At 60.8% G+C, this 13557-nt stretch carries 14 protein-coding genes; 8 read left to right on the forward strand and 6 right to left on the reverse strand.

The annotated features are described in order from the left end of the window. Positions 1–42: 42 nt before the first annotated feature. Entirely contained in the window at positions 43–1737 is a 1695-nt protein-coding gene (locus Q7L05_RS04010) for a B12-binding domain-containing radical SAM protein (RefSeq protein WP_303902297.1), read from the reverse strand. 182 nt (positions 1738–1919) lie between these two features. Between Q7L05_RS04010 and Q7L05_RS04015 the strand changes: the two genes are divergently transcribed. From Q7L05_RS04015 to cspE, 3 genes are all read left to right on the forward strand, one after another. Beyond that, entirely contained in the window at positions 1920–2240 is a 321-nt protein-coding gene (locus tag Q7L05_RS04015) for a DUF4156 domain-containing protein (RefSeq protein ID WP_303902299.1), read from the forward strand. Positions 2241–2285: 45 nt separating this feature from the next. After that, positions 2286–2675, forward strand: a complete 390-nt coding sequence (locus Q7L05_RS04020; protein ID WP_303902302.1) for a DUF3775 domain-containing protein — start codon at positions 2286–2288, stop codon at positions 2673–2675. Between the two features lie 402 nt (positions 2676–3077). Further along, complete coding sequence (gene cspE, locus Q7L05_RS04025; protein ID WP_092997917.1) at positions 3078–3281, forward strand: transcription antiterminator/RNA stability regulator CspE; 204 nt, start codon at positions 3078–3080, stop codon at positions 3279–3281. A gap of 69 nt (positions 3282–3350) precedes the next feature. Here cspE and Q7L05_RS04030 read toward each other — a convergent pair whose 3' ends face one another. After that, positions 3351–3635 (reverse strand): hypothetical protein, encoded by a 285-nt coding sequence (locus Q7L05_RS04030; protein ID WP_303902306.1) that lies wholly within the window; start codon positions 3633–3635, stop codon positions 3351–3353. A 287-nt stretch (positions 3636–3922) separates the two neighbouring features. Between Q7L05_RS04030 and Q7L05_RS04035 the strand changes: the two genes are divergently transcribed. Beyond that, the gene (locus tag Q7L05_RS04035; protein ID WP_303902309.1) at positions 3923–4240 is read left to right on the forward strand and encodes a DUF2288 domain-containing protein; all 318 of its coding nucleotides are present in this window, start codon (positions 3923–3925) and stop codon (positions 4238–4240) included. Positions 4241–4332: 92 nt separating this feature from the next. Next, a complete protein-coding gene (locus tag Q7L05_RS04040; RefSeq protein ID WP_303902313.1) occupies positions 4333–5685 on the forward strand; it encodes a deoxyguanosinetriphosphate triphosphohydrolase in 1353 nt (450 codons plus the stop codon). Between the two features lie 139 nt (positions 5686–5824). On the opposite strand, the gene Q7L05_RS04045 is transcribed toward Q7L05_RS04040, so the two are convergent. After that, positions 5825–6304 carry an FKBP-type peptidyl-prolyl cis-trans isomerase gene (locus Q7L05_RS04045; protein WP_303902316.1) on the reverse strand — a complete coding sequence of 160 codons (480 nt, stop codon included), beginning with the start codon at positions 6302–6304 and terminating at the stop codon, positions 5825–5827. A 368-nt stretch (positions 6305–6672) separates the two neighbouring features. Between Q7L05_RS04045 and Q7L05_RS04050 the strand changes: the two genes are divergently transcribed. Together Q7L05_RS04050 and Q7L05_RS04055 are read left to right on the forward strand one after the other, a co-directional pair. Beyond that, positions 6673–6858 (forward strand): hypothetical protein, encoded by a 186-nt coding sequence (locus tag Q7L05_RS04050; protein WP_303902318.1) that lies wholly within the window; start codon positions 6673–6675, stop codon positions 6856–6858. Between the two features lie 158 nt (positions 6859–7016). Next, entirely contained in the window at positions 7017–7994 is a 978-nt protein-coding gene (locus Q7L05_RS04055) for a Clp1/GlmU family protein (RefSeq protein ID WP_303902321.1), read from the forward strand. Positions 7995–8120: 126 nt separating this feature from the next. On the opposite strand, the gene xth is transcribed toward Q7L05_RS04055, so the two are convergent. After that, complete coding sequence (gene xth, locus Q7L05_RS04060; protein WP_303902324.1) at positions 8121–8900, reverse strand: exodeoxyribonuclease III; 780 nt, start codon at positions 8898–8900, stop codon at positions 8121–8123. A 96-nt stretch (positions 8901–8996) separates the two neighbouring features. Continuing rightward, positions 8997–11039 (reverse strand): oligopeptidase A, encoded by a 2043-nt coding sequence (gene prlC, locus Q7L05_RS04065; protein WP_303902328.1) that lies wholly within the window; start codon positions 11037–11039, stop codon positions 8997–8999. 138 nt (positions 11040–11177) lie between these two features. On the opposite strand from prlC, the gene Q7L05_RS04070 reads away from it, so the two are divergent. After that, positions 11178–12158, forward strand: a complete 981-nt coding sequence (locus tag Q7L05_RS04070; protein WP_303902331.1) for a serine/threonine protein kinase — start codon at positions 11178–11180, stop codon at positions 12156–12158. 174 nt (positions 12159–12332) lie between these two features. Here the strand turns inward: Q7L05_RS04070 and Q7L05_RS04075 are convergent, their stop codons facing one another. Continuing rightward, the gene (locus Q7L05_RS04075; protein ID WP_303902334.1) at positions 12333–13430 is read right to left on the reverse strand and encodes a GGDEF domain-containing protein; all 1098 of its coding nucleotides are present in this window, start codon (positions 13428–13430) and stop codon (positions 12333–12335) included. Positions 13431–13557: the final 127 nt, after the last annotated feature.

Below are 13557 nucleotides of genomic sequence, written 5' to 3' on the forward strand. Positions count from 1 at the left end.
GGCTTCGTTCCTCAGCGCCAACCTACATTTTGGAGCCCATTGCTATTCTCGGACACGATCCTCGATGCGGATTCTGGTCACCGGTCGTCCCTTGAGGTGTTTGCGGGGCCAGAGGGCGTAACGGCCGCTGGCGAGTGGCTCTCGGCGCCGTTTGTTGATCACCCTGGCTGCACTCTTCCCAATGGTGTAGACCGGCCTGCGTCTGTGGCGGCCGTCGATATCGACGGCTTGCCAGGTAATGGCCGCGTGCACCACGGCGGGCGCCTGCTTGCCGGGCAGGGCGAACTGGCCATAGTCCCAGGCAAAGAGCTGTTTCAGGACGGGGTCCTCGCTGGCGTGCGGCTCAAGGAGGGTGGCTACCGCATTGAACATCCGGTGGGGAGGCGGGCGGTGAGCCAAGTCCGGGGCGACTTCCAGCAGGGCATCCAGCAGTCGGCTGATAGCGTTATCGAAGCGGGCGGGTACCCACCAGGCGAGCGTGTGACGCAGCAGGCCCGAATTCCATAGTCGTTCAATCAGTTCCGCATACCTTTTGAAGCGACTCAGTGCGTTCGCGCAGAGGTTTCGATGGCTGTGGACCTCATAGGGCGGGTTCGGATCAAAGTGGTATTCGTATTGCGGTGCCTGGCCGCGCAGGGTGGTGCCGGGCAGCAGCTTGAGGGTGCCCAGCTGCAGGTGATCGGCTCCCAAACTGAACACCCTGTCCATCGAGGCGCGGCACTGCTCCGCATCCTCATCCGGCAGGCCGACGATCAGGTCCAGGTGTACCGGGTGGCGGTTCATGGCTACCAGTTGGCGGATGTTTTCAACGCCTTTGGAGACATCCATGCGCCGCTCGATCCGGTCGAGAACCGCATTGTCCAGCGTCTGCAGCCCGATCTCGAACTGGAATTTCCCCGGCGGCGCCGATTCGAACAGCGCCATGGCCTCGGGTGTGACCCGATCCGGATTGAGTTCCAGGTGGAAGCGCAGCGAGTCGGGGGTGTCGAGAAACCGCTTGAGCAGCCGAAGAGTCCGTTTGGCCCCCAGATGAAAGCTGCGGTCCAGCAGCTTGACCGTCTTGTGCTCGAGACGGCCGAGCACCTCCAGTTCGGCCTCGATGCGGCTGTCGGGCAGGATGCGAAGCCGATCGCCGGCACTGGTGCAGAAACTGCAGTAGAACGGACAGCCCCGCGAGGTCTCCCAATAAATCAGTGGTTTGTCCGCATCCAGTAGCCCTTCGGTATAGGGCGAGATCAGCTCTTGCGGGGGTACCGGAAGAATGGGATTGCGGCGAGTCAGCCCGTGATCGCGCCATACCAGCCCGGAAACGGTATCCAGTCGCCCTTCGTTGCGTAGCAGGACCCGCGCGAGATCCCGGAAGGCGAATTCCCCCTCCCCCTCAACGACGAAATCCACGGCCGGCCGGGCTGCTATCAGCTCCTCCCCACGCGGGCCCGCTTCGGGTCCACCGAAGACGATGGTGGTCTGCGGGGAACGGGCCTTGAGTGCTTCGGCCACCGCAAGGCAGAGATCGATGTTCCACAGGTAGGTGGAAAAACCCGCCAGCCGGGGGGGCGATGCAGCAATTTGGCGGATGAGCTGGTTCAGGTCGGTTTTGATGGTGGTCTCGAACAGCCGAATATCCGGGTAAAAGGGTTCGTCCCGACAGCAGGCGGCGATGGAGCGCAGGGCAAGAGACGAGTGGTGAAACCCGGCGTGAAGGGTGATCAGTGCAATTGGCGGATTGGCGCTCATTTTCCGATCTTACTTCACTTTCTGCGGGCTTTACTTTCTGTGGGCTTTAATCTCTACGGTTGATTTCGGGCGGTTTGATCTCTGCCGGTTTCGCCGGACGCTGAAAGCGGTTTCTTTGCGTCCTTTCGGTTTTGCGGTTAATAATCCGGGTTCATGCTTATGCACGGTTTTTGGAGTTTCCCATGAATAGAGGTATCTCAGTAGCCTTGGCCGTTGCGCTCCTTTCGGGGTGCAGTTGGGTATCGTTGACTCCGGAAGCGGAGGAGGTGCGGCTCCTCACCTCCGAAGTGGAAGCCGAGGAGTGCGAACAGGTTGGAAAGACCACGGTTTCGCTGATGGATCGGGTAGCGGGCATTGAGCGTAGTGCCGCGAAGGTTCAGAGTGAACTGGTAACCTTGGCCCGCAACAGTGCGGCGCAGGATCTGGAGGCCAACGCCGTGATGCCGATCAGCAAGATCGAATCAGGACGCCAGACATTTGCGGTCTACCGCTGTCCCCGCTGATGGATCTGCAGTAGTCTGAATCCGTGCGCTTCGGAGGAGGATGCCATGATCGAACTCAACCCCGATATCGTGCGCGCCGTTATTGAGCGCGCGCGGGAATTCCAGGCGAAGGACAGCGTCGTGTTCCCCGATGAACAGACGGTCCCGTCGGATGACGCGGAATGGGCGATGCAGGTGGTCGCCGGTCACGACGAGGACACGGTGCTCGAAGAGGGGCGTACGCTGGTTGATGACCTGGAGCCCGACCAGCAGGTGACGTTGATGGCACTCATGTGGGTCGGCCGTGGCGATTTCGCTCCCGAGCAGTGGGAAGAGGCCCTCGAGCAGGGTCGCGATCTCTATGCCGATAATACCGCAGACGTGCTTTTTTCCACCCCCATGGTTTCCGACTATCTGGAAGAGGGGCTGGCTGCGCTCGGCTACCAGGAAGAATGAATCGGGTCTCGCCCGCGGCAGCCTGTCGGACTCAGAAACGACCTGCTCGGCGGGAGCCGGTTGACCTTTGCATCATTCGGGAACCTTGGCAGGACTAACGGGTCTCTATACGTAACTGGCCGATACGGTCGGGAAAGAAGTTAGCATGTAGCAGAGTCTGTTTTGGTAATGTGTTGAGCGTTGATTGATGTCATTTGAATTCAACCTGACGGGGCGAAAAAAATTGACACAACGACTGGCGAACCAAACAAACTGGGCGTATGCTTAGTTGTGTGTGCAGTCTCCTTCCTGTAGTCGTAGTCGGTAGTCACTCCTGAACATTCAGTTGAAACTCCCGCATCGTTCTTCCAGGGGTGGCCGCACGCAGTAAAAAGTATTGTCAGTTTCAAGAGGTGGATTACCGTGATTACAGGAACGGTCAAGTGGTTCAATGAAAGTAAGGGCTTCGGTTTCATTACTCCGGAGGACGGCGGCAAAGATGTGTTTGTACACTTCTCCGCTATCCAGGGGGCGGGTTTCCGAACCCTGAACGAAGGCCAGAGGGTCACCTTCGAGGTGCAGGACACCCCGAAAGGTCCGGCCGCGGCCAACGTGAACGCGGCCTGAGCCACGACACGGACCCGAAAAAGGCCCCGCTTGCGGGGCCTTTTTCTTTGGGGAACCGATCGGAGGACTTCAGGCCTGCATTTGCCGTGAAGTCCACCCCCCTGGCGCCGAGCCGTTGCGGGTATTGAGTTCTTCAGCGACCTGGTGGGCGTGGGCCTGCACCTCTTCGCTGTTGCCGGTGCAAAATCCGGTGATTTCCGTACATTCGCTCACCAGTACATAGCGGTGCCACGGCCGGTTATTGTTGCCGTCGGGCGCATCCGCTTTCTCTATCCGATCCACGCTGAATCGATAGCGTTTCGGCATCAGTTGCCGGGGCTTTTCTTCGGGACCCGCCTTTCCACTCATGATCATTATCCCTCCTTGACGTCCGAAAGCGGGCGTCCTTTGATACCAGAAGACTCCACTGGATGTGGCGCGTTCGGCTGACGGATTTGCAGGTTTCTGAGAACCGACACGGTGGAATCGGGGCCATGCCCTCCCGGCGAGTCGTTTTGTGTTGCCGATCGCCCATCAGCCGATGCGCCTTCGGTAGTTCTATAAAAATAGCAGGTACCCCGGCAATCTGCCGGAAACCGGTGCAGCCTTCGCCTTGTCCGTGTGCGAAAATGGCACGCGAACATCCAGTCCAGGAATCCGATATGGCACAACCCGAATCCCTTGACGAAGTCCGCGCCGGGCTCACTGCCGAGACCGCCAGGATTAGATGGACCGAGCTGGGGCGCCATTTTGCCCGTGGGGTAGTAATCCGGGTTGATGTGGAACTCGACCTGGTAGAGGTCGCCGCCTGTATGGTCAGGGACGAAAAGGAGGCCCTGGAAAAATGGCTCGCCAGTGGTCGGGTGGCCCACCCATCGGAGGCGGAGGCCGCGGGCTGGTACGAACGTAGCGCCGAGTTTTGGGCGGTGGTCACCGCCCCCTGGGTGATCGTCCAGGAGATCCCGCCTTCAGAAGATTGACCGCTGAGTGCACAGAGGAGGCGAGAGCCCCCTGTTCTCCGTGGCGATCATCGCAAGTCGAACCCCCTCTGAAGCGATATGGATACTGCGCTATGAACAACTGCGAACAGTGGCTCCGCCTTCTCTCCAACCGACGTCTGGGGGATGCCCGCCCCGCTGAGCCCGGGCGCATCCGTACCGACTTTCAGGTCGACCACGACCGCATCGTCTTTTCGTCGGCCTTTCGGCGTCTGCAGGACAAGACGCAGGTGTTTCCATTGGCGGACAGCGACTATGTCCGCACCCGCCTGACGCACTCCATCGAGGTCTCCTGTATCGGCCGCAGCCTCGGCACGCAGGTGGGTGAGGTGATAACTGCCAAATACGGGATGGAGAGGGTTCAACCGGCTGATTTTGGCGCCATCGTGGCCGCTGCCTGTCTGGCCCATGACATTGGCAATCCACCGTTCGGTCACTCCGGCGAAGATGCTATCCGTCACTGGTTTGAACAGGAGCCGCCGGGGCAGGTGCTGCTGGAGTCGTTGAGCGAGCAGCAGCGTACCGACCTGTTGCGGTTCGAGGGCAATGCCCAGGGTTTCCGGATCCTGACCCGCCTGCAGAGCCCCGACAATCCGGGCCTGCGGCTTACCCATGCGGTACTGGCGGCGTTTACCAAATACCCGTGCCGCTCCGGGCTTGAGTCTCGCCAGGATGGAATCAGCGGCAAAAAGCACGGCTTCTTTCATGCCGAGGAGCCGTTCTTCGTCGAAGTCGCCGAAGCCACCGGGCTGCGGGCGCGGCTCCCGGGCGCTGCCTGGCATCGGCATCCGCTCGCCTTCCTCGTGGAGGCTGCCGATGACATCAGCTATCACATCATCGATTTCGAGGACGGCTTCCGGCAGGGCTGTATCGATTACAACACCGCCATCGATCATCTCTCGGCCCTCGTCGATCGGGATCTGAGTGAACGCCTGAGCGGTATCGCGGAGCCGAAGCGGCGGGTCGAATACCTGCGTGCCGCCGGTATCGGTAGCCTGGTCAATGCCACCGCCCGGGCCTTCCTGGACCAGGAGGAGGCCATTCTCAGTGGTGAATTCGATGGGGAACTGGTCGGTGAGATCCCCCAGGCCGATGCGCTGGAGTCGATTAAACGGTTCGCCATCAGCCACATCTACACTGCAAGACCGGTGGTCGAGATCGAGGCCGCCGGCTTTGAGGTACTGGGCGGGCTGCTCGATATCTTCGCCGGTGCCGCCCACGAGGTGGCGACCCGCCAGAAAGCGTCGCGCCGTGCGCAAAAGCTGCTGGAACTGGTTCCGGCCCAATTCCTGGGTGAAGGGGGCCTGCCTGCCGCCGACCCTTATCAGCGCCTGCTCGGCATTACCGACTTTATTGCCGGCATGACCGACACCTACGCCGTGGCGACCTTCAAAAAGGTGCGGGGGATTTCGCTGCCGCACGCTTGAGATGCGGCGAATTTTCAGAACGCGCCTTACGCATGGGCACCTGACAGGCGCGTTTGCATAAAAAAGCCGCAGTCGCAGAGTGAGCATGGACCCTGCGAGCTGCGGCTGTATCCCGTCGAACTACGGGATTTTGGCGGGATCAGTGATCGTGACCGCCGGCCCCGTGCACGTGTCCGTGGGTCTGCTCTTCCTCGGTGGCGTCGCGAACGTCCACGACCTGCACTTCGAAGTTGAGGTTGATGCCGGCCAGCGGGTGGTTGGCATCGATGGTGACCTGGTCGCCTTCGGCGTTGACCACGGTGACGGTGATCGTCTGACCGTCCGGAGTCTGTGCATTGAACTGCATGCCCGGCTGCGGCTCGTGCTCACCGAACATTTCACGCGGCACCTGCTGCTGCAGGTTGTCGTCGCGGGGACCGTAACCCTGTTCCGGGCTAACTTCGACCTTGACCGCATCACCGGCGCCTTTTCCTTCCAAAGCCTTTTCCAGGCCCGGGATGATATTCCGGGCACCATGAAGGTAGGCGAACTTGCCGCCTTCGGATTGATCGATAACGGTGCCCTGATCATCGGTCAGCGTGTAATCGATAGTGACGACCTTTTGCTCTGCAATCTGCATTCAATTTACCTTTGGGTCGGTGAATTAAGGCCACCCGGCCATAAGTTGTACGATCGTAACATAAGGGACCATCACCGGCCTTGAGGGTTCCTCCCGAAAAGTCCGGTTTGATGCTTGACTTGTAAAGTCGGTCTTATACCTTGGGAGTAAGGGCAGCGTCGGCGGAATCCGCGGCAGCGGCGACAGGGATTTCGCCGATACCGGAAGGTAAGAGGATGAGGCCTTGCCGGGATACGCAGGGAAGCCCGTGGAGCGAGGCCGGAAGTACCGCATCGCCACTGTGCAGCAGGGCACTCACTCACACTTGCTGGAGTGGCCGTGCTGTCCACCGCCCGCTGGCAGGGCGCATTGGCTGGGCGTCATCCGACATGGCGAACAGCAGGCGCCTCGCCCCGGAGGTGACTATGGGTGCGGTACCGATGGTTTTTACCGGCCTCGCCACGCACCAGTCCGGGGAAGATCCGGGCTCCGGTGTACGAAAATGGCCGCGGGGCTCGTTTCCGTCGGCGCTGACCCGCGCCGATGTCCACCACAGGGGCACCGGCGCATTCTAGTGTCCGTCCGAGAATAGGCGGACCTACTCGGCTCGGGCATCCTGCTTCGCTCTAACTCCTCCATCCCTGGAGCCGTGCGGCCAAGCCTGATTGAGCCAAATCCGGCTTTTATGCAGTAGATCAGTGTTAAGTCCGACAGGATCCCAGACCCGTTCATCGTGACGCTATCTCCTGACATCGATATCCCTGACGGCTGGTGTCAATCGGCGCGGCGGATTGCGCGCGAGGGCTTCCGTCGCGTGCTGGTGCTTGGGGCGTCGGGTCGGGGAAAAAGTACCTATTGCAGTTGGTTGTGTGCGGCCCTGAAAGGGCGAAGGGTTGCTTTCGTCGATGCCGACATCGGCCAGAAAGACGTCGGGCCGCCGGCCAGCGTCACGCTGGCTTATCCACAACCCGGGCAGCCCCTGGCGGACGGCAGGCCCGCGGCCCTGTACTTCATCGGCGCGGTGAATCCGATGGGACACTTTCTTCCCCTTGTCACCGGGACTCGCGATTTGGCAGAGCGTGCCGAGGCCGACGTGGTGATCATCGATACCACCGGCCTCGTGCAGGGCCCCGGACGGGCCCTCAAGGATCAGCTTATCGATGCGGTGCGCCCCGACCTATTAATCGCCTTGCAGCGGGAAGATGAACTGGAGCCTCTGCTACAGGGCAATCGCCATTTGCCGGTGCTTCGCCTTACGGTCTCCCCGGAGGCACGGTCCAGGTCCGATAGTGCGCGCCGGCGGGCGCGGGAGGAGCGTTTTCGCGTGTATTTCGCTGCTGCGGAAAGCATCACCCTCGACCTCGAAGAGACGGTCTTGAGAGAAACGCCGCTTTTTGCCGGTCGGTGGGAGTCGATCCCCGGGGCTCTCTGGGCGGAGCGGACGGCTGAAGGGCTGGTGGCGGTGGCGCCCCCGGGGGTGGTGCTACCCCGTAAGTCCCGGCGCCTGAACCCCGGCTTCGAAGTCGATCGTCTGTGCGGGCTGGGCGACTACCGGGACGATACGGTGGGGCTGGGGATCGTCGAGGCCATCGATTTCGAAAGGCAGTCGGTCCGCATCCGGACCCCGGCGGCACAAGCCGGCATCCGAACCCTGCGGTTGGGGGAGCTGCTGGTTCGTCCCGACGGTAGGCACCAGCGCGTGCCCCTGTGATCCGGTTGGTGATTCACCGCGGATTGTGAACGTCAGAAAAAGGCGTGCCCGGTATCCCCCATGCACCTCGTGACTCGTGTGCCATTCACAATGAAAGCGTTCTGTTCACTCAGTGATATTACTTTTTCAGACTCGGAATTCGGCGACTACCGGGGCGTGATCGGAGGGGCGCTCGAGGCGCCGCGGTTTGGTATCGATGCCGCTGGCGGTACAGCGTTCGGTCAGAGCGGGACTGGCCAGGATGTGGTCGATACGCAGCCCCCGGTTACGGCGGAAGGCGCCCATGCGGTAATCCCACCAGCTGAAGCTTCCCTCCTCCTGCTGGAACAGCCGGAAGGTATCGGCAAGGCCCAGTTCGAGGAGTCCCCTGAATGCCGCCCGCTCCGGTTCCGAGAACAGCACGCGGCCCTTCCACAATTCGGGGTCGTATACGTCCCGCGGCTCCGGTGCGATATTGAAGTCGCCCACCACCAGGACGTTTTCCCGGCGCTGCAACTCCTCCTTTAGCCAGGCCGTGGCGTGTTCCAGCCAATCGAGCTTGTAGGTGTACTTGTCGGAATCGACACGCTGACCGTTCGGTACATACAGATTGATGACCCGTAAGGCACCATAGTTGGCGGCGAGCACCCGCCGGGCGGGGTCGTCGAAGCCCGGCAGGTCGCGGATGACGTCATTCACGTCACCCTCGGCGGCCTCGCGGCTGAGAATCGCAACGCCGTTGTAGGTCTTCTGGCCGGAGACGAGGGTGTGGTATCCCGCTGTACGTAGCGCGTCGACGGGGCACTCGTCATCCATCATCTTGATCTCCTGGAGGGCCAGGAAATCGGGCTGGTGCCGTTCCAGCCAGTCGAGCACATGCGGTAGCCGCACGCGCAGCGAATTGACATTCCAGGTAGCGATTTTCATCGGTGGTTCACGGAGGGCACGGAGTGCCTTGTAAGTCGAATCATCTGAGTGCGTTTCTCTGTGCGTTTGGTGGTTCAAGGCAGCGACAATGAATCATCAAGCGGCGATTCCGCTATGGCGCAGCAAGGCGTCGATCTGTGGTTTGCGTCCGCGGAATTCCACGAAAAGGTCCATCGGGTCACGGGCGCCCCCCTGCTCCAGAATGGCTTCCAGAAACGCCGCTCCGGTCTCCCGGTTGAAGATCCCTTCCTCTTCGAACCGGGAGAAGGCGTCTGCCGAAAGCACTTCGGCCCACTTGTAGCTGTAGTAACCGGCGGCATAACCTCCGGAAAAGATATGTGCAAAACCGTGCTGGAAGCGATTGTATTCGGGTGGGTGGACGACGGCCACCTCGGTCCTGACATCGTCGAGCACCTCCTGGATGCGCCCGCCCTCCCCGGGGTCGTATTCCAGATGCAGGCGGAAGTCGAACAGACTGAATTCCAGTTGCCGCACCATGAACATACCGACGTTGAAGTTGCGCGCGGCCTTCAGCTTATCGAACAGCGCCTCCGGCAGCGGTTCCCCGGTGCGGTAATGGGCGGCGAACAGGTCTATCGCCTCCCGCTCCCAACACCAGTTTTCCATAAACTGGCTGGGCAGTTCCACCGCGTCCCAGGGCACGCCGTTGATGCCGGAGACATCGGCGTAATCCACCCGCGTGAGCATGTGGTGCAGTCCGTGGCCGAATTCGTGGAACAGGGTGGTGACCTCGTCATGGGTGAGCAGTGCGGGGTCCTCGCCCACCGGCGGTGCGAAATTGCAGGTGAGATAGGCGACGGGGTTCTGGATGGTAGCGTCCTCGAGCCGGCGCCGGCTGATGCACTCGTCCATCCAGGCGCCGCCGCGTTTGTGGGGTCGGGCATAGAGATCCAGATAGAAGCCGCCGCGCGGTTGATCCTCGTTGTCCCTTATCTCGTAAAAGCGCACATCCTCATGCCAGACCGGTACCCCTTTCACCTCCCGGATATCGATGCCGTAGAGGCGTTTCACCACTGAAAACATGCCGGGTACCACGCGCTCGGCGGGGAAGTAGGGCTTCAGCTCCTCCTGTGAGAAGTCGTAGCGTACCTGCCGCAGTTTCTCGGCGTAGTAACCGATATCCCAGGCCTGGAGCGACTCGAGTCCATCGCGTTCGCGGGCGAAGGTGGTGAGTTCGTCCAGTTCGTGGCGGGCCAGGGCAACGGAACGGCTGGCCAGATCACGGAGAAAATTCACCACCTGCCGGGGTGATTCGGCCATCTTGGTGGCCAGGGAACGTTCGGCATAGTTGGCAAAGCCGAGTAGTTCCGCCTGCTCGTGGCGCAGACGCAGGATCTCCTCCATGATCTCGCTGTTGTCCCACTGGCCGGCCCGGGGGCCGCGATCCGAGGCGCGGGTGCTGAATGCCTGGTAGACCTCCTCCCGTAGTGGACGGTCGTCGGCGTGGGTCATGACGGCGAAATAGGAGGGGAACTCCAGGGTGACCAGCCAGCCTTCCAGCCCCTCGCGCTCGGCATACTGGCGCAGTAGCCCTTTGGCCGATTCGGGGAGTCCCGCCAGCCGCTCTTCATCGGTCAGGGATTTCTGCCAGCCGTGGGTGGCGTCCAGCAGATTTTCATCAAAGCGCGAGGTCAGCAGCGAAAGCTTCTGGCTGATGGCCTTGAAACGCTCCTGCTTGTCTCCCGGCAGGTCGATACCGGTAAGGCGGAAGTCTCGCAGGGCATCATCGATGACCTTGCGCTGCGCGGTGTCCAGCTGCTGGAATTCCGGACCTTCGGCAATCGCCGTGAAGGCACGGAATAGCCTTGCATTCTGGCCGAGTTCGGTATGATAGGCGCTGATCTTGCTGCGGCAGTTATTGTAGGCCTCCCGCAAGGGATCCGAATTGACCACCGCGTTCATGTGGCTGATGGGCGAAAATACCCGCTCCAGGCGGTCCTCCATCGCCTCGAGCGGCGCGACCAGATTGTTCCAGCCGTAGGGGCCGCCGGAAGAGAGCAGGGACTCGAGGGTGGCGCGGTTTTCGGCCAGAACCGTATCGACAGCGGGTTCGGCGTGTTCGGGACGGATGTCCTGAAAGGGCGGCAGACCGGTCATCTCCAGCAGCGGATTGGGCATGGTACTCCTCAGTTGGCGGTGGCAGATTCAAAAAATGGCGAAAAGGCCTTACTCGATACCCAATATACATGCCAGCATCGGGCACAAGGCGTAGGCTTATAGTACGTATTTTAACCCACTAATCTCATAGGATGCATTTTGTCCCACCCTTACGATTCACTGACGCCGGAAATGATTCTCGATGCCGTCGAGGCCGTCGGTTATCTGCCTACGGGCGGATTGCTGGCGCTTAACAGCTACGAAAATCGCGTCTACCAGATCGCCCTCGACGACGGCAGTTTTCTGGTGGCGAAGTTCTATCGCCCCAACCGCTGGTCAGACGCCGCCATCCTGGAAGAGCATGCCTTTACCCTCGAGCTGGCGGAGCGGGAGATCCCGGTGGTGGCGCCGCTGGCCGGCGGGGAGGGTGAAACACTGCATCGGCAGGGTGGATTCCGGTATGCGCTGTTTCCCCGGCGCGGCGGCCGGGCACCGGAGCTGGACGATGCCGAGGTGCGATTCCGAATCGGCCGTTTGCTGGGCCGGATCCATGCCGTGGGCGCGGTGCGAACGTTTCGGGAGCGACCCGGCATCGGCCCGGAATTGGGACGTTCGGCAGTGACCTGGCTTTTGGAGAATGACTGGCTTCCGCCGGAGCACCGCAGTCAATACGAGCAACTGGCGAGCGAACTCCTGGAGAACATCGAGGCGGCCTTCGCGTCGATCCCCCATTTACGCATTCAGCGCCTTCACGGCGATTGTCATCCGGGCAATATCCTCTGGACGGAGGCGGGGGCCCACTTTGTCGACCTGGATGACAGCCGCAACGGCCCGGCGATACAGGACCTGTGGATGCTGGTCTCCGGGGAGGGGACCGAGTTGCGCGAGCAGATGTTTGATGTCCTGGCCGGTTATGAGGAATTCCACGACTTCGATTTCCGGGAGCTGCGACTCATCGAGCCCCTGCGGGCCCTTCGCATTCTCAACTACGCCGGATGGCTGGCGCGCCGCTGGGATGATCCGGCTTTTCCGCGGGCGTTTCCCTGGTTCGAGGCGGGGACCTACTGGGATGAACACATCATGACCCTGCGGGAACAGCTGCGCCGCATCGAGGTATCCTCGTACGAAAATGACCTTTGACAGGTGGTTCCGGGGTTTTCAGGCAAAAAAAAGGAAGGCAGGGTAGCCTTCCCCAATTGGGGTGTAACGGCAGGTCATCAATATCCGAGTTACATCTCAGGCTATATCAGTTACCGTTTTGTTCAAGTATTGTCCAGGCTGGAGCCTCATTCGCGCATAAGCATAAACGAGCACCTACTTGGCGACGGCCACCAGATCGCGGCCCGATTCCTTGGCCTCGTACAGGCCCTGGTCGACCCGGCCGAGCAGGGTCCCGGCAGTCTCATCCACACGGCGCTCGGCAACCCCGGTACTGGTGGTGAAGTGGATGACATCGTCGTTATCGGGGTGTCGCACCGATGCCCCATGACAGGCTTCACGAACCGATTCTGCCGCCTGACGGGCAGCCTCGCGGTCGGTGCTGGGCAGTATGGCGAGGAACTCCTCCCCTCCGTAGCGGCCGACCAGACTACCCGGGGGCAACACAGTCTGGAGTACGCGGGCAAACGTCTGCAGCACAGCATCCCCGGCCAGGTGCCCATAGGTATCATTGATGCGCTTGAACAGATCCAGGTCGAACAACAGCACCGAGATATGTCCCTCCTTGTCGGTACGGTTATTAACCTCCTGGTCGAGCCACGTATAGAGCACACGGCGGTTGACCAGGCCCGTCAGGGCGTCGCGGGTCGCTTCCCGGTAAAGGCGCATCAACATGTGTAATTGGGTCATCTCCACCCACAACGCGATCAGGGCCAGCAATGACAGCAACCAGAAATCGCTCATGGTCGCAAGGGTGAAGAGGCTGCCGGCGCGCCAGTTGGTGACGATGAAGAAGCTGATTGAAAGGGTGATCAGGAAGATGCCTTCCAGCAGGGTCAGCGGGACCACTGCCAGCAACGCCACCATCAGAAATGGCAGAAAGGAGTAGCCGATCAGCACGCCGTTACTCGGCAGGCCTCCGAGGACCTGGTGGGAGCCGAAATAGAAGAGGCCGGGGATGAACAGGAACAGGGCTACCCTGGCACGCGCTGCCCGTAGCCGGTTGCACTGGCGGCTCCAGGTACCGAGCAGGATAAGAAGCGTCGAAAAACCAAGGCGTAGCCCGAGCACCGCTTCAAAGTGCATTTCGGGCATGAGAACGAAGTCGATGGGTATCCAGAGGAGCGCCAGCGCGGCAAAAAGATAGGCCAGGATTCGAATCCGGATAGAGATGTACTCTGCCCGTGAATTGCGAAAATCCTGCGAGTGGCGGGCGGTTGAAATCAGATCCTGTGGGCTTACACGCCGGATCATCTGGCGTACCTTCACACGCAGTCTCTGATCGCCGTTAGTCGACCAGCCTCCTTGAAAATCCCCCATTCCCAACCTCACGAGGCTTATTTAGTCTAATAATCATTCTTCCTATCCTAACAGGACCTTA

This window comes from Thiohalomonas denitrificans (genome assembly GCF_016841685.1).
Taxonomy (GTDB): Bacteria; Pseudomonadota; Gammaproteobacteria; order Thiohalomonadales; family Thiohalomonadaceae; genus Thiohalomonas; species Thiohalomonas denitrificans_A.